Below are 18,589 nucleotides of genomic sequence, written 5' to 3' on the forward strand. Positions count from 1 at the left end.
GTGGCTTCTTACAGATCATCGGAGAATCCGTGGCACCATCTATCCCGTAGTGGTGTTCTCCCCGGACCGGTATAGCAGGACTCTCCTTGTGAATTCCCCACCCGAGACCCCGCCAGCGGCGGACCAGCAGACGGCGAAGGCCCCCGTGTCCGACGCCGACCTGCTCACCCGGCACCTCGCCGGGGATCCGCACGCCTTCAGTGAGATAGTCAAGCGACATCGAGACCGCATGTGGGCGGTCGCCCTGCGCACGCTGGGCGACCCCGACGAGGCGGCCGACGCCGTTCAGGACGCCTTCGTCTCGGCCTACCGCAAGGCCGGGAGTTTCCGCGGCGAGGCGGCGGTGACCACGTGGCTCCACCGCATCGTGGTCAACGCCTGCCTCGACCGCATGCGCAGGAAATCGGTACGCCCGGTGGCCGACGACGAGCTCGTCGAGGCCGCGGAGCGTGACACCCCGATGCTCGACCAGACGGCCGAGCGCGAGGTCTCCATGGAGGTCTCCGCGGCTCTGAAGCTGCTGCCCTCCGACCAGCGCGCCGCGTTGGTGCTCGTGGACATGATGGGCTACTCGATCGAGGACGCGGCCCAGGTGCTGGAGGTGCCGAGCGGCACGGTGAAGAGCCGGTGCGCGCGCGGCCGGGCGAAACTCGCCCCGATTCTTTCCCATTTGCGGAACCGATCAGACCTGTCTCGCGTCTCATCCGCGAAGGGAGCACAACTTCGTGACGGGTGATACGCACTACGACCTGGAGATCTTGGCCGAACTGGCCGAGGGACTCCTCGACGCCGCCACGGCCGTGCAGGTACGCGAACATCTCGCGATCTGCGATCCCTGTGGCGAAAGTCTCGCCGACCTCGCAGCGGTCCGCGAGATGCTCGCGGCGACGCCCACACCGGCGATGCCGATGGGAGTCGCACTGAGAATCGACCGTGCGCTGGCCGCCGAGGCCGAGAGCTTCCGTGGAGGTGGAGTGGGGCTGGTGGAAGCACCGGCCTGGGACGACATAATGCGTGACGCGCCGTGGGAGACGGGATCTCCCGCCGAACCGGCGCCGTGGGAGAGAGCACCTCTTCCCGAGCAGGAGCCTGAGCCGGCCGTGCGGCTGGGGGTCGTCGGCGACGACGGCACCGTGACCCCGGTGAACCCCGCGGGCCCGGCCAGACGTCATGGCGCGCCCCGGCGGGCGACCCGGCGGCGCCGGTGGGCGATGCCCGCCGCGGCGGTGGGCGCGGCGGCGGCGGTGATCGGCGCGACCGTGCTGGCGACCGGGACGCTCACCGCGTCCGGTCCGGCCCCAGGGCCTCCCATCGCCCAGCCCGCGCCGAGTGACACGGTCCAGTACGCGCTGACCGACAGCAACTGGAACTACACCGACGCCGAGCTCCGCGGCTCGCTGCTCAACTACATCGGCCCCGCGACCATCGCCAGCACGACTGACAAGTCCGGGATCGACAAGTGTGTCCAGCAGGTCTCGGCGAAGATCGGCAAGTCGCCCTTCGCCGTGGACCAGGGGTTCTACAACGGGCAGGAGGCCAACATCCTGCTCTTCTGGCAGAACCAGGCCAAGAACACCGTGCGTGTCCACGTCGTGGGCCCGCAGTGCGACAACGTGCGCAAGCCCGGCCTCGCACGCTGGAAGTGACCGGGGAGAGCAGCCGCGGGTAGCGCCCTCGCCCTTTCCGGGAAGGCCCGGCACGGATTCGTCCGTGCCGGGCCTTCCCGTTCTTCCACCTGCGGATCCGTCGGTGCGCCGGGCGGGAATCAGCTGCGCCTAGGATCTGTTGACGCCGGTGGCATCAACAGAGGGAGAGGCACGAGCACTGATGGACGTCCGGAATGTGATCATCATCGGATCGGGTCCCGCCGGTTACACATCCGCTGTGTACTCCGCGCGTGCCGACCTCAACCCACTGGTCTTCGAGGGATCCGTCACCGCCGGTGGCGCCCTGATGAACACCACCGAGGTTGAGAACTTCCCGGGCTTTCCCGACGGCATCATGGGCCCCGACCTGATGGACGGGCTGCGCAAGCAGGCCGAGCGGTTCGGTGCCGAGCTGGTCGCCGACGACGTCGTGGAGGTCGACCTGACCGCCAGCCCCAAGGTCGTCAAGACCGCCACCGACACCTTCTACGCCAAGTCCATCATCCTGGCCACCGGTTCCGGCTACCGCGAGCTGGGCGTGCCCAACGAGAAGCGCCTGTCCGGCCACGGCGTGTCCTGGTGCGCCACCTGCGACGGCTTCTTCTTCCGCGGCCAGGACATCGTGGTCGTGGGCGGCGGCGACACCGCCATGGAGGAGGCCACCTTCCTCACCCGGTTCGCCTCCTCGGTGACCGTCGTGCACCGCCGCGACGAGCTGCGCGCCAGCAAGATCATGCAGGACCGCGCGTTCGCGAACGAGAAGATCCGCTTCGTCTGGGACAGCGAGGTCGTCGACGTGCTGGGCGAGAACAAGGTGAGCGGGGTGCGTCTGCGCAACCTCAAGACCGGCGAGGAGTCCGAGCTGGCGGCCACCGGCCTGTTCATCGCGATCGGGCACGACCCCCGCACCGAGCTCGTCAAGGGCCAGGTGGAGCTCGACGACGAGGGCTACATCAAGGTCGACGCCCCCTCGACCCGCACCAACCTCGACGGCGTCTTCGCCGCCGGCGACGTCGTCGACCACACCTACCGGCAGGCGATCACCGCCGCGGGCACCGGCTGCGCCGCCTCGCTCGACTCCGAGCGCTGGCTGGCCGAGCACGCCGGCGAGTGACGCCGGCCCGCGAGACCGAGACACATCAGGTATCAGCCACCCATCAGGACAGAGGGAGAGCAGGACATTGGGGACCATCAAGCACGTGACCGACGCCAGCTTCGAGGCCGACGTCCTCAAGAGCGACAAGCCCGTGATCGTCGACTTCTGGGCCGAGTGGTGCGGCCCGTGCCGGCAGGTGGCGCCGATCCTGGAGGAGATCGCCGGCGAGCAGGCCGAGAAGCTCACCATCGTCAAGCTGAATGTCGATGAGAATCCGGCAACGGCCACAAATTACGGCGTACTCCAGATTCCCACCCTGAACGTCTATAAGAACGGAGAGGTTGTGAAGCAGATCATCGGTGCCAAGCCGAAGGCCATGCTGCTTCGCGAGCTCGAGGGCATCATCTAGGCCCCCTGCGGCCGGCCGCCCCCCACGGCGCCCGCCGTATCACCCGCTTCCGAGCGGCACACCCACCCACAGAAAGCCCCCCGCCTCACCGCGGGGGGCTTTCACATGCGCCGGGCGTACCGGGTCTCGGCTCCCAGATCGTGGGCATGAAGGGACGCACGGACTCCAAGATGGCGCCGTACGGGCTCCAGGGGGTCTCAGACGGGCCGCAGGGCCCTCTCCGGACTCATGCTCCCAAGGAGCCTCTCCAGTGCCACCTCGACGTCCTCACGCCACGAGACGGCGTTCTTGAGCTCCAGGCGGAGGCGGGGGAAGCGCAGGTGCGGCCGGACCGTCTTGAAACCCACGGAGAGCAGGTAGTCGGCGGGCATCAGGCACGCGCCCGGCTGCTCCCACTTCAGGTCGCCGAACGCCTCGATCGCCCGCACCCCGCGCCGGGTCAGGTCCTTGGCCACGCCCTGGACCAGCATCCGGCCCAGACCGCCCCCGGAGAACTCGGGGATGATGTGCGCGGTCATCAGCAGCACCGCGTCCGCGCTGACCGGCGAGGTCGGGAAGGCCACCGAGCGCGGCACGTAGTGCGGCGGCGCGTAGAGCACGAAACCGGCCGCCACCCCGTCCACGTAGACGATCTTGCCGCAGCTTCCCCACTCCAGCAGCGTGGAGGAGATCCAGGCCTCCTTCTCCAGCCCCGGATCACCGGCCTTCACCGCCCGATCCGCGTTGACGGGATCGAGCTCCCAGAAGACGCACCGGCGGCAGCGGCGCGGCAGGTCGTCGAGATTGTCGAGGGTGACGTTTGCCAGCCGACGCGACACCTGTTGGCCCCAATCCTGGCGAGACGAGTGCAAGCCATGGCGAAAAACGCGCGAAAACGGCGTCTCCAGCTGGCATCGTAGCTCAGTGCGGGTCTTGGTTTCAGGAGGTCCCATCCCCACACTCAGATGACCACGACCTCTGACGTAACCTGGTTTCTCTAATATGAGCGCTTTGTGCGCCACACAATTTAGGAGGTGGACCGTGCCCCAGGATAAAGATCACGGTCAGGCCATCGCTCCGACCCAGGGATCGCGCATCGACGCCTACGTCGACCGGTACGCGGCACGAGCAACCGGGATGGTCGCCTCCGAGATTCGAGCTCTTTTCTCCGTCGCGTCGAGGCCCGAGGTGGTCTCGCTCGCCGGCGGAATGCCGTACGTCACCGCCCTGCCCCTGGACGTGGTGGGGGAGCTGGTCGCCGACCTGGTCGCCAGGCGCGGTCCCGTCGCGCTCCAGTACGGCTCCGGTCAGGGCGACCCGCACCTGCGCGAGCAGATCTGCGACGTCATGCGGCCGGAGGGCATCGAGGCCAACGCCGACGACGTCGTCGTGACCGTCGGCTCCCAGCAGGCCCTCGACCTGATCACCCGGATCTTCATCGACCCGGGTGACGTCGTGCTCGCCGAGGGGCCTTCCTACGTCGGAGCCCTGGGCACGTTCTCCGCCTACCAGGCCAACGTCATCCACGTCGCGATGGACAGCGAGGGAATCGTCCCCGAGTCGCTGGCCCAGACCATCTACGCGCTGAGGAGCGCGGGCAATCGAATCAAGTTCCTCTACACGATCCCCACGTTCCAGAACCCCGCCGGGGTGACGCTCAACGCCGTGCGCAGGCAGCAGGTCCTGGAGATCTGCCAGCGGGCCGACGTGCTGATCGTCGAGGACAACCCGTACGGCATGCTCGGCTTCGACGGTGAGCCCATGCGGACGCTCCGCGCCGACAACGCCGAAGGCGTGGTCTATCTCGGCTCGTTCTCCAAGACCCTGGCCCCCGGCTTCCGGGTCGGCTGGGCGCTCGCCCCGCACGCCATCCGCGAGAAGCTGGTGCTGGCGATGGAGTCCGCGGTCCTTTCGCACTCCTCCTTCACCCAGCTGGCCGTCGGCCAGTATCTCGCCACCCAGCCCTGGCTCGAGCAGATCAAGTCGTTCAGAGAGCTCTACCGCGAGCGCCGCGACACCATGCTCGCCTCGCTGGAGGCCCTGATGCCCGCCGGCGTCACCTGGACCCGCCCCGCGGGCGGGTTCTTCGTCTGGGCCACCCTCCCCGAGGGGCTCGACTCCAAGGCCCTGCTGCCCCGCGCGGTCGCCGAACGGGTGGCCTTCGTACCGGGCACCGGTTTCTTCGCCGACGGCAGCGGCGCGCGGAACATGCGGCTCTCCTACTGCTATCCGGAGCCCGACCGCATCCGCGAGGGCGTCCGCCGCCTGGCCGGGGTGATCGAGCAGGAGCTCCGGGTCCGCGACACGTTCGGAACCGGCTCGTCTCCGGACCGCGTCGGGGTCGACACCCCGGGCCCCGATCTCGCGTAACCATGCCGCACGGTAGGTGTCCCGTGGCGACGGGACACCTACCGGCATGATCTCCTCCCACCCGGTACCGTACGGTGACTTCCTGCGCCGGTGCGCGGCGATAGATCCGGTCCGCCGGGAAGGCCGGGCCATGCGCGACGAGAGCGACAGAACAGGCTCGGAGCGGGCCTTGACGAGAGGTATGTCGGATGAGTGACCTGGGCCATGTGCTCGTCCTGGCGGGCGGACTCTCCTACGAGCGGGAGGTCTCACTGCGTTCGGGGCGACGGGTGAGTGAGGTGCTGCGAGGGGCCGGCATCTCCGTGGAGACCCGCGACACCGACGCGTCGCTGGTTCCCTCCGTGCTCGCGGACCCGCCGGACGCGGTCTTCGTCACCCTTCACGGTGGGGCGGGCGAGGACGGCGCCATCCGCACGGTGCTCGAACTTCTCTCCGTCCCGTACGTCGGTGCCGGCCCCGACGCCTGCCGGGTCGCCTACGACAAGCCCACCGCCAAGACCGTCGTCCGCTCCTTCGGTCTGCGCACCCCCGAATCGGTGACGCTGCCCAAGGAGACCTTTCACGACCTCGGCGCCTCCGCGGTGCTGGCCCGCATCGTGGAGCGCCTCGGCCTGCCCCTGTTCGTCAAGCCGTCCCGCGGCGGCTCCGCGCTCGGTGCGTCGATAGTCCGCAGCGCGGAGGAACTTCCCGCCGCCATGGTCGGCTGCTTCGCCTACGGCGACACCGCGCTGATCGAACGCTGCGTCGACGGCGTCGAGGTCGCCGTCTCCGTGGTCGACCTCGGGAACGGGCCGGTGGCCCTGCCCCCCGTGGAGATCGTCCCCGACGAGGGCGTGTACGACTACGCGGCCCGCTACACCGCCGGGCACACCGAGTTCTTCGCCCCTGCCCGCCTCTCACCCGAGGTCTCCGCGGCCTGCGCCGAGATGGCCGTGACCGCGCACACCGCCCTCGGCCTCCGGGACATCTCCCGCACCGACCTGATCGTCGACGCGGACGGCCTGCCGCACTTCCTCGAAGTCAACGTCGCCCCCGGCATGACCGAGACGTCACTCCTCCCCATGGCCGTGGAGGCCGCCGGCGACGACCTCGGCACCCTCTGCCGGATCCTCCTCGAACAGGCCGCCGCCCGCGGCGCCTGACCTCCGCTCGCTCCCCTGGGAATGGTCGAAGCGCGCGACAGGGGCCGGGCGGGGAGCCTGGAGCGCGGCCCTGGCGGGAACACCGGCGGTCCGATCATCAGCCGATCGCGGGCCGGTAAGGGCCCGACGTGGGTGAGGCCCGCCGAAAGGCGCGGCGGTTCGGTGGAGGGCCGCCGAGAGCCCCAAGGCCGGTGGGAAGCCGGCCGGAGCGGACCAGGGGGCGTACCCGGCGAGCGGACCGTCCCCCTACGCTGGCCGTGTGCTGACCTCCACCCCATTTCCCAAGAGCTTCGCCAGTGACAACCACGCGGGCGTGCACCCCGCGGTGCTCGCCGCCGTCCTCGAAGCGAACACCGGAGACGCCCCCGCTTACGGCGAGGACGTCTGGACCGCCGCGATGGAAGACGCCTTCGGCGCCGAGTTCGGCCCCCAGGCGACCGTCTACCCGATGTTCAACGGCACCGGAGCCAACGTCGTGGGACTGGGACTCGCGCTGCGGCCGTACGACGCGGTGCTCTGCCCGGTCACCGCCCACATCAACACCAACGAGTGCGGCGCGGCCGAACGCGTGCTCGGTGTCAAGCTGGTCACCATCCCCACCGATGACGGCAAAATCTCCGTGGACGACATCCGGGGCCGGCTGTCCGTGCTGGGGGACGCGCACCACTCCCAGCCCAGGGTCATCTCCATCTCCCAGGTGACCGAGTGTGGCACCTGCTACACCGCCGACGAGGTCGCCGAGCTCGCGGAGTTCGCGCACGCGCACGGCCTCTTCCTGCACATGGACGGCGCCCGGTTGGCCAACGCGGCGGCCGAACTCGGCTGCTCGCTCCGCTCCCTCACCACGGACGCGGGCGTGGACCTGCTCAGCTTCGGCGGCACCAAGAACGGCGCCATGGGCGCCGAGGCGCTCGTGGTCCTCCGCCCCGAACTGGACGCCCCGACGCCGTTCCTACGCAAGCAGGGAATGCAGCTCGCCTCCAAGATGCGCTTCGTCTCCGCCCAGCTGACCGCGCTCCTCACCGATGACCTCTGGCGCGAGAACGCCGCCCACGCGAACGCCATGGCCCACCGTCTGGCCGAGGGCGTCGCCGACCTCCCCGGCGTCTCCCTGCGTTACCCGGTGCAGTCCAACGCGGTCTTTCCCGCCCTCCCGGAGAAGGTCATCGCGGAGTTGCAGCAGCGCTATCTCTTCCATGTCTGGGACGCGGCCGAGAACGTGGTCCGCTGGGTGACCTCCTTTGACACCACCCCCGAACATGTCGACGCCTTCGTCGCCGACATCCGGCTCGCCGTCCAGGAGGCGGCCGGCTCCTGAGTGACGGCTGTTTCACGTGAAACAGCCGTCCACGCGAGCCCGCCATCCCCGAATGTGAACCTCGGCGTTCCGGTACGGCACTCCTGTCCGTCCGCGTCGATCGGCACTCGATGTTTCACGTGAAACGGCGCCGTCTCCGTCGCGGCGACAGGGGGCCGCACCGGCCAACCTCGGTGCGCCGGCGTCAGGGGCGGAACACTTGGCAGCCGTACGGCCCTGAGGCCTCGCGTGCGCGTACGGCAAGGCGCATTGAACCCGAGGGCTTCACTCGACCGTCGCGGTGGCGTACGACGGCCAAGGAGGGACGTCGGGAACATGAGAACGGCCTCCCTGTTTCACGTGAAACAGGGAGGCCGTTCGAGCGGAGAACCCTCCGGGAGAGGGGGCGGGGGTCCGGGATTCACCGGCTCACAACGGGGGCGCCATTGACCCCGCGTTCACGAGCCCTGCCGGAAATCATCCTTCCTGCACCTGCAGCGATCCCGGGGCCATCGTGCTGATGATGCGCTCCAGGTCGTCGATGGTCGCGAACTCCACCACGATGCGACCCTTGCGGCGGCCGAAGTCGACCTTCACCCGGGTCTCGAAGCGGTCGGAGAGACGGTCTGCCAGCTGCCGGAGGACGGGCTCCTCGGTGGGCTTCGCCCGAGGGGTTCGCGGGGCCGGAGCCGGTGCCGCCTTGGCATCGCCCACGGCGACGATCTCCTCGACCGCGCGGACCGACAGCAGCTCGGCAACGATCCTGCGGGCGAGATGCTCCTGGGCGGCGGGGTCGTCCAAGCGGAGCAGGGCCCGCGCGTGCCCCGCGCTGATCGTGCCGGCCGCGACACTGAGCTGCACGCCGGGCGGCAACTTCAGCAGGCGGAGCGTGTTGGTCACGTGGGAGCGGGAGCGGCCGATGCGGGTGGCGAGCTGCTCGTGGGTCGCGCCGAAGTCGTCGAGCAGTTGCTGATAGGCCGCCGCCTCCTCCAGAGCGTTGAGCTGCTCGCGCTGGAGGTTCTCGATGAGCGCGTCAAGCAGGAGCTTGTCCTCCTGAGTGCTCCGCACGATCGCGGGGATCTCGGAGAGGCCGGCGAGCTTGGAAGCGCGCCAGCGGCGCTCGCCCATGACCAGCTCGTAGCGCCCCTCGCCTGTCGCGCGCACCACGACCGGCTGAAGCAGGCCGACTTCGCCGATCGAGGTGGCCAGCTCCTTCAGGGCCTCCTCGTCGAAGACGTCGCGAGGCTGGCGCGGGTTGGGCGCGATGTCGTCGACGGGGATCTCAAGGAAGTAGGCGCCCGCGACCGGCTTGGGGCCGGGCTGCTCCGGCACCGCCGGCTCCGGGGCGACCATCGTCACGGTCATCGACACAGGTGTCTCGGCGACGACGGCCGGGCCCGTCGGGATGAGGGCCCCCAGTCCCCTGCCCAGCCCTCTCGGCTGCTTACTCACTGCCCCTCCCGAGGCTCAAGATGCCGCCCTCATTCGCGGTACTCATACGGCCACACCGCGATAAGCGATCTCACGAGCGGCGTCCATATAGGCCATCGCACCGCTGGAGCCCGGGTCGTACGTCATGACCGACTGACCATAGCTCGGGGCCTCGGAGACACGCACGCTCCGGGGGATCAACGTGCTCAACACCGTCGCGCCGAAGTGGGAGCGGACCTCGTCGGCCACCTGGGAGGCCAGCCGGGTGCGTCCGTCGTACATCGTCATGAGAATGGTGGAGAGGTCAAGCGTGGGGTTCAGATGGGCACGGACCAGATCCACGTTTCTCAACAGCTGCCCAAGACCCTCCAGCGCGTAGTACTCGCACTGGATGGGAATCAGCAACTCGTTTGCGGCCATCAACGCGTTGACGGTGAGCAGGCCGAGCGAGGGAGGGCAGTCAATGAGGATGTAGTCGAACTCAACGGCGTCGTACGCGGTCAGCGCGCGCTGCAGGCGAGCCTCACGGGCGACCATGGAGACCAACTCGATCTCGGCACCGGCCAGGTCGATCGTGGCGGGAGCACAGTAGAGCCCCGGCATGTCCGGGACCTCCTTCACCACCTCCGCGAGCGGCATGTCCTCCACGAGCACCTTGTACATGTCCGGTACGTCGCCGCGGTGCTCGACGGCCAGGGCCGTCGAGGCGTTGCCCTGGGGGTCGAGGTCGACCACGAGCACCCGCTGGCCATGCATGGACAGCGCTGCCGCCAGGTTGACCGACGTGGTGGTCTTACCGACGCCGCCCTTCTGGTTGGCGACGGTGAAGATCCGGGTTTTGGGAGGGCGGGGCCAATCCCCATCTCGGACCCCGGTGGAACCTCCGGGAGCGGCGGTCTTCCGGGTCGATGTTTCACGTGAAACCACTGAGCTGAGTGCCTCTCGTACCAGCGGCGAGTCGCCGGGATTAAGGGGGGTCTGGGTCACGGTCGTCGTCCTTTCAACCGGCCTGACTACGGCACCGGGAGCCGGTGCCGGCCAACCCAGACCGGAAAGGCGTCCATGTGGCAAAGCGGCCGGATCCTCGGGCCAGCCGAGACCGCTCGTCGCGCTGGCAATCGCACCTGTACGGTCGTCCACTGGCCTCGTACTCGCTTTGCTCGGTTTGTCTACTGGCCTCGCGCTACCTGCCTCGCGAGGCGCGATCCTTCCGGCGAGCGGTCTTCCGCGCTCCTTCTGGAGCTCGACCGGCGACCACCCGGATGAGAGTTGTGGGCGGCTCGACCTTACCGTGCCCGACCGATGTGAGCTCAGCGGTTTGAACCCCACTCGACCGCAATTGCCGTTCGGCGTCCGCCAATTCCTCCGCGGCACGCTCGCCCTTCATGGCCAGCAGCTCGCCCCCCTCGCGCAGGAGGGGAAGCGCCCACTTCAGCAGGCGGTCGAGCGGTGCCACCGCACGGGCGGAGGCGACGTCGAACTCCCGCCTGCCCGCGAACTCCTCCGCCCGGCCGCGCAACACCTCGACGTTGCCGAGCTTCAGCGACTCCACGCACTCCTCCAGGAAGACCGTCCGGCGAAGGAGCGGCTCCAGAAGGGTGACGGTGATGTCCGGCCGTACGATCGCCAGGACCAGGCCCGGCAGTCCGGCGCCGGAACCGATGTCGACCAGGCGCGCGCCTGCGGGCACCGCCTCGGCGACCACCGCGCAGTTGAGCAGGTGGCGGTCCCAGATGCGCGGCACCTCCCGCGGACCGAGCAGCCCGCGCACCACCCCGGGGCCGGCCAGCAGTTCCGCGAACGCCTCCGCCCTGGCCCAGGCGTCACCGGCGAACACCTCGCGCGCGACCTCGGGCGGCTCAGGGATCTGGTCACTCACTCGACGCTCACTCTTCCCTCGGAAATGTCGGGGTCAGGCCGGTCTTAAGGCTAACGGCCCGCCTCGACGGCACCGCACGGCGCGGGCCCCGAACTCGTATGCCACCGCCGACATCGTACGGAACAGGCCGTGAAAAAGGCCGCCGCCCCTGGAAGAACCAGGGGCGGCGGCCTCTGCCCGTCCGCTCCGTCGCTAGACGGGGAGGACCACCACGAAACGGCGGGGCTCCTCGCCCTCGGACTCGCTCCGCAGGCCCGCCGCCGCGACGGCGTCATGCACGATCTTCCGCTCGAACGGGGTCATCGGCTGCAGCGACTTGGGCTCGCCATCCCGCTTGACGTCCGCAGCGATCTTGGTGCCGAGCTCGCTCAGCTCGCTCCGGCGGCGGTCGCGGTAGCCGCCGATATCGAGCATCAGGCGCGACCGCTCACCCGTCTGGCGGTGGACCGCGAGACGCGTCAATTCCTGGATGGCCTCCAGCACCTCGCCGTTGGGGCCGACCAGATCACCGCCCTTGATATCGACCACCGACACCACGGCGCGATCACCTTCGACATCCATATCGATGTCACCGTCGATGTCGGCGATGTCGAGCAGACCCTCGACGTAATCCGCCGCGATCTCGCCTTCCTGCTCCAGGGCGGCGAGATCGGGAGCCGCCTTCACGGGCTCCCTCTCGGCCTCGGCCTCGGTCACGTCCGGCCACTCCTTCGTGCTGTCGGGATGAGACGTCAGGACTTCTTGCTACCGGTCCGCTTGCTGCGGGGCTGGCGGGTGGGCTGCTGGCGGACCACCTTGGGCTCCGGCGCGGGCGGCGCCTCAGGCTCGGGGGCGGTCTTCTTGACCTTGCTCAGCAGGCTCGGCTTGGGCTCGGGGGTCGTGACGTTGCCCTTCGCGTCGACCACCGGGGAGGGGTTGCGGCTGTAGAACCAGTGCTGCTGGCCGAGGGTCCAGAGGTTCGTGGTGACCCAGTAGAGGATCAGGCCCAGGGGGAAGTTCAGCGAGAAGATGGCGAACAGCGGCGAGATGTACATCAGGATCTTCTGCTGCTGCGCCATCGGGTTGTCCGGCATCTGGGCCATCGAGCGGGTCACGCTCTGCCGGACGGTAAGGAAGGTGGTCAGCGAGCTGATCGCCACGAAGACGGCGAGAACGACCTTGGTGACGATGGGGTCGGCGTTCAGCGCGATGATGTCGTTCGCACTGGTGAAGAAGGTCGCCGGGATCGGCGCGCCGAAGATGTGGGCCGCCCTGGCGCTGTCCATCAGCTGCTGGGTCATGCCGAACTTGGGAACCGGGCTGTTGGCCATGGCCTGGAGCACGGTGAACATCGAGATGAAGATCGGGAACTGCGCCAGAATCGGCAGGCAGCCACCCAGCGGGTTGGCGCCCTGCCCCTGGTACAGCGCCATGACCTCCTGGTTCATCCGCTGCTTGTCGTTCTTGTAGCGTTTGCGGATCTCCTGGACCTTTGGCGCCAGTTCCTGCATCTTCTTCGAGGAACGCATCTGCTTGAGGAAGAGCGGGAAGATCAACAGCCGCATCAGCACGGTGAGCGTGATGATGGTCAGCGCCCAGTTGAGCCCGCTGTTCCTCGGGATGAAGGTGCTGTAGCCCTCGTGAATCCAGGTGATTACTTGGGCGACGGCCGTGTAAAGCCAGTTCAGCCAGGACAGCTCCACCGAGCTAGCTCCCTTGCGTTTCGTCGGACCGGCCCGGGGGAACCGGGTCATAGCCTCCGGGATGGAATGGGTGGCAACGCCCGATTCTCCGGATCGTCAACCATGTGCCGCGTAGCGCGCCGTGAACGGCTACGGCTTCGAGGCCATAGGCACTGCACGAGGGGTGGAAACGGCAACGGGGACCCAGCAAAGGGCTCACGAAGGCCCGGTAGAACCGGATCGGAGCCATCAGGATCCTGGCAGCCGGAGAAATCCCGGCGATCTGCTGCGCCGTCATCATCGCCCATCCATGCGAGCCCCCGGGGGCTCTAGCCGCCTGAGTAAACGATCCAGCGCGACGTCGAGTTCGGCGGCAATGCGCTCGCTTCGCGCGGACGCGGCCGGTGGATTGGCGCGTACAACAAGCAGGCTACCTCGCGGAAGCCGGTCGAGACGGTCTCGCATGAGGTGTCGCAACTGACGTTTGACCCGATTTCTGATGACCGCGCCTCCCACGGCGCGACTCACCACGAATCCGACCAGGGGGGGATCATCAGTGTCAGGGCGCATGCCAAAGTGCGCGACCAGGGTGGGGCGGCCTGCTCGGCTTCCCCTTCTGATCGCGCCGGCGAAATCGTCGCCCCGGCGCATGCGGGACCCGGACGGCAACACGAGAGATCTTCGTGACCCTGGGCAGGTACGCCTGTCGCCCGTCGGCATCGCTGCCGACGGGCGACGGGCTCTGCTGCCTTGGCCCGGCGGACCGGGCGCAACGGATGCGTCAGGCGGAGAGCTCGGCGCGGCCCTTGCGACGGCGAGCGGCAAGGATGGCGCGGCCGGCGCGGGTGCGCATGCGGAGCCGGAAGCCGTGGGTCTTCGCACGACGGCGGTTGTTCGGCTGGAAAGTACGCTTGCTCACGAGTGGGCTCCAGGCTCAAGACGCATCCCCAGCACATGGGGACGCTCGACAGTGGCTGGCCTGCCGGATGCGGGGCATGCGAAATAGCCGCCGCGTGGCAAGCCGACCGTCGTACGTTACGGGGCAGGCGCGTCCCAGGTCAAACCGGAGAACATCCTGGAGCACGCGAACACAGGTTATCCACCTTTCCACAGGCACGTTTTCCACCGGCGCCCCGCCGTCCACAGGATGTGCACTCTGTCTCCCCCGTACTGCCACTAGGCTGTGGACAACGTCTTGTACACAGCTGTGGACAGGGCTACCCTCGGCCCTTCCAAACCCTCTCTCCACTGCGAGGACCCGTCGGACCGCGGGTAACAGACTGTGCACAGCCTGTGGATTCGGTGTGGATATCGAACGGTGCCCACGAAGGTGCCACGAGACGCCCGGCGTGTGGACAACGGCGAGATCCGGTGCTTCCGGCGGCCATCGATGTGGATAAACAGATCGCGGTAGGCCAGCGGGGGCCGCGTCGGGAGGAGGGGAGCCGAGCCATGGACGGAACGGACCTCAGCGCGGTCTGGGCGAGGGCGCTGGAGAACTCCCTGAACGAGAACGTCCCGTCTCAGCAGCGGGTCTGGCTCAACATGACCCGGCCCTTCGGCCTCATGAACGACACGGTGGTGCTCGCCGCACCCACGGATTTCGCCAGAGATGTTCTGGAGAACAAGCTTCGTCCGCTTATCAGTCACGCGCTCTCCCAGGAGTTCGGCCGCCCGATGCGGGTGGCGGTCATGGTCGACCCCAGCGCGGCGGGCCCCGAGCCCGGACTCGCCTCCCGCCAGGACCCTTATCCCCAGGCGCAACCGCAGGGTTATACACAGGCCGGCGGGGCCCAGCAGGGTTATGCACAACCGGCCAATCCCCAGCACCACGGGGGTTCGGTGCCCCATCCCCCCTATCAGGGGGGTAATCCGGCCGCCCAGCCGTCCACCGAATATCCACAGGCCCAGCCGTTCTCCTACCCGTACCAGCAGGGCGAGGAATCCTCCCAGCCGTACCGCCCCTCGGAGCCGTCCCAGGCTCCCTCGCCGGGGGAACCGAGCCCCGGATACAACCGCGGCGGCTACACCGCGCCCTCGCCGCGTCCCGAGCCCGACTCCTTCGACCGCGGCGCGCCCGCGGTGCCCGGTGCGGGCGGCGTACCGAACAGGTGGGACAGCCGCGGGAGCCGGACGCAGGGCGAGCCCGCCCGGCTGAACCCGAAGTACACCTTCGAGACCTTCGTCATCGGCTCCAGCAACCGTTTCGCCCACGCGGCCGCGGTCGCGGTGGCCGAGGCGCCCGCCAAGGCGTACAACCCACTGTTCATCTACGGCGACTCGGGGCTGGGCAAGACCCACCTGCTGCACGCGATCGGCCACTACGCCCAGAGCCTGTACGACGGCGCGCGGGTGCGGTACGTGAGCTCCGAGGAGTTCACCAACGACTTCATCAACTCCATCCGCGACCACAAGGCCGACAACTTCCGGGGCCGCTACCGGGCCGTGGACATCCTGCTGGTGGACGACATCCAGTTCCTGGAGGGCAAGGAGCAGACGCAGGAGGAGTTCTTCCACACCTTCAACACCCTGCACAACTCCAACAAACAGATCGTCATCTCCAGCGACCGGGCGCCGAAACAGCTGGTCACGCTGGAGGACCGGCTCCGCAACCGGTTCGAGTGGGGCCTGATCACCGACGTCCAGCCGCCCGAGCTGGAGACGCGCATCGCGATCCTGCGCAAGAAGGCGATCCAGGAGGGCCTGGCCGCGCCGCCCGAGGTGCTGGAGTACATCGCCAGCCGCATCTCCACCAACATCCGCGAGCTGGAGGGTGCCCTGATAAGGGTGACCGCGTTCGCCAGCCTCAACCGGCAGTCGGTCGATCTACAGCTCACCGAGGTCGTGCTCAAGGATCTGATCACCGAGGACGCCGGGTCCGAGATAACGGTCGCCACGATCATGGCCTCCACCGCCGCCTACTTCGGCCTGTCGATCGACGACCTGTGCGGCGGGTCGCGTTCGCGCGTCCTGGTCACCGCCCGCCAGATCGCCATGTACCTGTGCCGGGAGCTGACCGACATGTCGCTCCCGAAGATCGGCCAGCAGTTCGGCGGCCGCGACCACACCACGGTCATGCACGCCGACCGGAAGATCCGCTCCCTGATGGCCGAGCGCCGCTCGATCTACAACCAGGTCAACGAACTCACCACCAGGATCAAGCAGCAGTCCCGCAATGGCTGAGGTTTTTCACCCCGTGATGCACAGGCTGTGGAAAACCTTGTGGATCAACGATTCGCGAGGGCGGGGAAGGCTCCGGGGCGTCCCCCCATGATCATCAGCAAACAAGCCGGTCCGAACCCTGTTCTGGGACTGTGGACGACTCTGGGGAGAAGTTGGGGACAACCTGTGGGTAACCCGTGGACAACCTGGGGACGCCCTGTGGGGAGAGTTTTCCACAAGGACAAACCGACCTCATACCCGGTGGATAACCTGGGGAAACCTCGTGGATAACCGGTGGACAGAGCGCGCCGAATCTGGGGACGGCCTGTGGGTACTCCGCGGTTCTCCCCAGCCCCAAGAGTTGTCCACAGTGGGCGCCCACAGCCCCGGTGGATGAAAAAACCGCACTTGACCTGCGGAAACAATGGCTTTCCACAGTATCCACACCCCCTAATACGATGGCCACTTGTATCTCTACTAGGAAACCCAAGAGCCATAAGAGGGGTTCCGGGAGAGCTCAGGCTCCAGACAGTGAACACTTGAACCCCAGGCACCGAGCGGACGGCGCTCGATACACAGGAGGCAGATCCACGTGATGTTCCGGGTCGACCGAGACGTGCTCGCTGAGGCGGTCGCATGGACGGCGCGCAGCCTGCCGGCGCGTCCCTCCGTGCCGGTGCTGGCCGGCATGCGCCTTGAGGTCACTGAGGACGGGCAACTCAAGCTCTCGGGCTTCGACTACGAGGTCTCCGCCGAGGTGACCCTCGAACTGCAGACGGGCGAGGCGGGCGTGGTGCTCGTCTCGGGCAGGCTGCTCGCCGAGATCACCAGGGCGCTCCCCGCGCAGCCTGTGGACTTCGTCGTGGAGGGCGCCAAGGCGGTCGTCACCTGTGGCAGCGCCCGGTTCACCCTCCTGACCATGCCTGTGGAGGACTATCCCTCGCTGCCGACCATGCCACCGGCCGCCGGCCGGGTGGGCAGCGACGTGTTCGCCTCCGCCGTCGGTCAGGTCGCCGTGGCCGCGGGCAAGGACGACACCCTGCCGATGCTCACCGGCGTGCGCGTGGAGATCGAGGGGGACACCGTCACCCTCGCGGCGACCGACCGTTACCGCCTCGCCGTGCGGGAGCTGAAGTGGCAGCCGGACCAGCCCGACTTCTCGGCGATCGCGATGATCCCGGGCAGGACCCTCGCGGACACGGCCAAGGCCCTGGGGGGCACCGGTGCCGAGGTCGAGATCGCGATGAGCTCCGCGGGGGGCACCGGTGAGGGCATGATCGGCTTCTCCAGCGCGGGGCGCCGCACCACCACCAGGCTGCTCGACCCCGAGTTCCCCAAGTACCGCTCGCTGCTGCCCACCGAGTTCTCCGCCCGCGCGCAGCTGCCGACGGCGGCCTTCGTCGAGGCCGTCAAGCGCGTGGCCCTGGTCGCCGAGCGCAACACGCCGGTACGGCTCGCCTTCCGCGGCGACGAGGTCGTCCTGGAGGCGGGCAGCGGCGACGAGGCGCAGGCCGTCGAGGTGCTCCCCGTCGAGTTCGAGGGCGAGGACATCAACATCGCCTTCAACCACCAGTTCCTGCTGGAGGGCCTTGGCGCGATCGACTCCGACGTGGCCCGCCTGCAGATGACCACGTCCACCAAGCCGGCCATCCTCACCGGTGGCAAGCCTGTGGACGACGGAGAGGTTCCCGACTACCGCTACCTGATCATGCCCATCCGGCTCTCCAGCTGATGATGGGGGTGCCCCGCTCAGGCGCGCCGTGGCTCAAGGCGTGCCTGAACGGTGCCCGGAGGCCCGGCGACCACCCGGCCCTCCCCCTGGCCCCTCTGGAGCTCGCTGAGGCGGCCCGTGAGGCCCGTGAGGCGGGTGCGGACGCTGTTCACATGCATCCGCGCGACGAGGGCGGCAGCGAGTCGCTCAGCACCGTCCACATCGGGGCGGCGGTGCGCGCGGTGCGCGAGGCGTGCCCCGGGCTTCCCGTGGGGGTGAGCACGGGGTTGTGGATAACCGGCGGGGATGTGGACGCGCGGCGCGCGGCCGTCCGAGGCTGGTCCGCGCTCGCCCCCGGCGACCTGCCGGACTTCGCGTCCGTGAATCTCTCGGAACCCGGCTTCCGGGACCTGTGGCATGATCTGCGGCGGCTCGGAGTGGACGTGGAGGCCGGGGTCTGGTCCACAGACGACGCCGACGCGCTCGCCGCGAGCGGACTGGAGTGCGCCCGGGTGCTCGTCGAGATCCTCGGTGGCCCCGCGGACACGGCCGTCCGCCGGGCGCGCGCGATCCTGGACCGCCTCGCCGAGCTCGGTGTACCGGGACCGCGGCTGCTCCACGGGGAGGAGGAACCGACCTGGATTCTCCTGGACTTCGCGGGGCAGTCGGGGCTGGCCACGCGCATCGGCCTGGAGGACGTCCTCCACGGTCCCACGGGTGATCCGGTAGGCGGGAACCCCGAGCTGGTAAGGCTTGCGCGGGCACGTCTGACGTAGGTGAACGATGGAACCCTGAAGGGGGTGCTC

Annotated in this window: 19 protein-coding genes; 10 read left to right on the forward strand and 9 right to left on the reverse strand. The window is 68.5% G+C overall.

The features are described 5' to 3' along the window. Positions 1 to 88: 88 nt before the first annotated feature. The 4 genes from sigM (at position 89) to trxA (ending at position 3,151) form a co-directional block, all read left to right on the forward strand. Positions 89 to 736: an RNA polymerase sigma factor SigM gene (gene sigM / locus ABT130_RS15605; RefSeq protein ID WP_350956031.1), complete on the forward strand. Its 648-nt coding sequence runs from the start codon at positions 89 to 91 to the stop codon at positions 734 to 736. Further along, a complete protein-coding gene (locus tag ABT130_RS15610; protein ID WP_350956033.1) occupies positions 726 to 1,646 on the forward strand; it encodes an anti-sigma factor family protein in 921 nt (306 codons plus the stop codon). Before sigM ends, ABT130_RS15610 begins: the two co-directional genes overlap by 11 nt. 178 nt (positions 1,647 to 1,824) lie before the next feature. Next, the gene (gene trxB, locus ABT130_RS15615) at positions 1,825 to 2,760 is read left to right on the forward strand and encodes a thioredoxin-disulfide reductase (RefSeq protein ID WP_350956052.1); all 936 of its coding nucleotides are present in this window, start codon (positions 1,825 to 1,827) and stop codon (positions 2,758 to 2,760) included. A gap of 67 nt (positions 2,761 to 2,827) precedes the next feature. Then, positions 2,828 to 3,151, forward strand: a complete 324-nt coding sequence (gene trxA, locus ABT130_RS15620) for a thioredoxin (RefSeq protein ID WP_350913707.1) — start codon at positions 2,828 to 2,830, stop codon at positions 3,149 to 3,151. A gap of 197 nt (positions 3,152 to 3,348) precedes the next feature. On the opposite strand, the gene ABT130_RS15625 is transcribed toward trxA, so the two are convergent. After that, positions 3,349 to 3,969: a GNAT family N-acetyltransferase gene (locus ABT130_RS15625; protein WP_326646217.1), complete on the reverse strand. Its 621-nt coding sequence runs from the start codon at positions 3,967 to 3,969 to the stop codon at positions 3,349 to 3,351. Between the two features lie 298 nt (positions 3,970 to 4,267). On the opposite strand from ABT130_RS15625, the gene ABT130_RS15630 reads away from it, so the two are divergent. The 3 genes from ABT130_RS15630 to ABT130_RS15640 all read left to right on the forward strand — a co-directional run bounded on the left by ABT130_RS15630 (position 4,268) and on the right by ABT130_RS15640 (position 7,960). Continuing rightward, entirely contained in the window at positions 4,268 to 5,500 is a 1,233-nt protein-coding gene (locus ABT130_RS15630; protein ID WP_350914208.1) for an aminotransferase-like domain-containing protein, read from the forward strand. A 188-nt stretch (positions 5,501 to 5,688) separates the two neighbouring features. Continuing rightward, positions 5,689 to 6,642, forward strand: coding sequence for a D-alanine--D-alanine ligase family protein (locus tag ABT130_RS15635; protein WP_350913709.1), 954 nt, complete (start codon positions 5,689 to 5,691; stop codon positions 6,640 to 6,642). A 259-nt stretch (positions 6,643 to 6,901) separates the two neighbouring features. Then, positions 6,902 to 7,960, forward strand: coding sequence for a threonine aldolase family protein (locus ABT130_RS15640; RefSeq protein ID WP_350913711.1), 1,059 nt, complete (start codon positions 6,902 to 6,904; stop codon positions 7,958 to 7,960). A gap of 456 nt (positions 7,961 to 8,416) precedes the next feature. Here the strand turns inward: ABT130_RS15640 and ABT130_RS15645 are convergent, their stop codons facing one another. The 8 genes from ABT130_RS15645 to rpmH form a co-directional block, all read right to left on the reverse strand. After that, the gene (locus tag ABT130_RS15645) at positions 8,417 to 9,391 is read right to left on the reverse strand and encodes a ParB/RepB/Spo0J family partition protein (protein WP_350913713.1); all 975 of its coding nucleotides are present in this window, start codon (positions 9,389 to 9,391) and stop codon (positions 8,417 to 8,419) included. A gap of 42 nt (positions 9,392 to 9,433) precedes the next feature. Then, positions 9,434 to 10,357 carry a ParA family protein gene (locus ABT130_RS15650; RefSeq protein ID WP_350913716.1) on the reverse strand — a complete coding sequence of 308 codons (924 nt, stop codon included), beginning with the start codon at positions 10,355 to 10,357 and terminating at the stop codon, positions 9,434 to 9,436. Between the two features lie 196 nt (positions 10,358 to 10,553). Beyond that, positions 10,554 to 11,249 carry a 16S rRNA (guanine(527)-N(7))-methyltransferase RsmG gene (gene rsmG / locus ABT130_RS15655; RefSeq protein WP_350913718.1) on the reverse strand — a complete coding sequence of 232 codons (696 nt, stop codon included), beginning with the start codon at positions 11,247 to 11,249 and terminating at the stop codon, positions 10,554 to 10,556. 192 nt (positions 11,250 to 11,441) lie between these two features. Continuing rightward, complete coding sequence (locus tag ABT130_RS15660) at positions 11,442 to 11,945, reverse strand: Jag family protein (RefSeq protein ID WP_350956035.1); 504 nt, start codon at positions 11,943 to 11,945, stop codon at positions 11,442 to 11,444. A gap of 35 nt (positions 11,946 to 11,980) precedes the next feature. Beyond that, on the reverse strand, positions 11,981 to 12,931 hold the full coding sequence (gene yidC / locus ABT130_RS15665) for a membrane protein insertase YidC (protein WP_350913724.1): 951 nt from the start codon (positions 12,929 to 12,931) through the stop codon (positions 11,981 to 11,983). A 4-nt stretch (positions 12,932 to 12,935) separates the two neighbouring features. Beyond that, a complete protein-coding gene (gene yidD, locus ABT130_RS15670; protein WP_502991388.1) occupies positions 12,936 to 13,208 on the reverse strand; it encodes a membrane protein insertion efficiency factor YidD in 273 nt (90 codons plus the stop codon). Beyond that, entirely contained in the window at positions 13,208 to 13,630 is a 423-nt protein-coding gene (rnpA, locus tag ABT130_RS15675; protein ID WP_350956037.1) for a ribonuclease P protein component, read from the reverse strand. Before rnpA ends, yidD begins: the two co-directional genes overlap by 1 nt. Before the next feature lie 61 nt (positions 13,631 to 13,691). Further along, positions 13,692 to 13,829: a 50S ribosomal protein L34 gene (gene rpmH, locus ABT130_RS15680; RefSeq protein WP_010849920.1), complete on the reverse strand. Its 138-nt coding sequence runs from the start codon at positions 13,827 to 13,829 to the stop codon at positions 13,692 to 13,694. Between the two features lie 533 nt (positions 13,830 to 14,362). On the opposite strand from rpmH, the gene dnaA reads away from it, so the two are divergent. The 3 genes from dnaA (at position 14,363) to ABT130_RS15695 (ending at position 18,559) form a co-directional block, all read left to right on the forward strand. Further along, positions 14,363 to 16,093: a chromosomal replication initiator protein DnaA gene (dnaA, locus tag ABT130_RS15685; protein WP_350956039.1), complete on the forward strand. Its 1,731-nt coding sequence runs from the start codon at positions 14,363 to 14,365 to the stop codon at positions 16,091 to 16,093. 571 nt (positions 16,094 to 16,664) lie between these two features. Further along, a complete protein-coding gene (gene dnaN, locus ABT130_RS15690) occupies positions 16,665 to 17,804 on the forward strand; it encodes a DNA polymerase III subunit beta (protein ID WP_350913734.1) in 1,140 nt (379 codons plus the stop codon). A gap of 2 nt (positions 17,805 to 17,806) precedes the next feature. Next, positions 17,807 to 18,559 carry a 3-keto-5-aminohexanoate cleavage protein gene (locus ABT130_RS15695; RefSeq protein ID WP_350956054.1) on the forward strand — a complete coding sequence of 251 codons (753 nt, stop codon included), beginning with the start codon at positions 17,807 to 17,809 and terminating at the stop codon, positions 18,557 to 18,559. Positions 18,560 to 18,589 lie beyond the last annotated feature (30 nt).

The organism is Streptosporangium sp. NPDC001681 (assembly GCF_040298085.1).
In the GTDB taxonomy this organism is placed as follows: domain Bacteria; phylum Actinomycetota; class Actinomycetes; order Streptosporangiales; family Streptosporangiaceae; genus Streptosporangium.

Excerpts from the sequence above, each read along its gene's own strand:
- yidD (WP_502991388.1), bottom strand. The coding sequence starts at position 13,208 with ATGACGGCGCAGCAGATCGCCGGGATTTCTCCGGCTGCCAGGATCCTG.
- ABT130_RS15695 (WP_350956054.1), top strand. The coding sequence starts at position 17,807 with ATGGGGGTGCCCCGCTCAGGCGCGCCGTGGCTCAAGGCGTGCCTGAAC.
- rnpA (WP_350956037.1), bottom strand. The coding sequence starts at position 13,630 with ATGCCGACGGGCGACAGGCGTACCTGCCCAGGGTCACGAAGATCTCTC.
- ABT130_RS15630 (WP_350914208.1), top strand. The coding sequence starts at position 4,268 with ATGGTCGCCTCCGAGATTCGAGCTCTTTTCTCCGTCGCGTCGAGGCCC.
- dnaA (WP_350956039.1), top strand. The coding sequence starts at position 14,363 with ATGGACGGAACGGACCTCAGCGCGGTCTGGGCGAGGGCGCTGGAGAAC.
- ABT130_RS15635 (WP_350913709.1), top strand. The coding sequence starts at position 5,689 with ATGAGTGACCTGGGCCATGTGCTCGTCCTGGCGGGCGGACTCTCCTAC.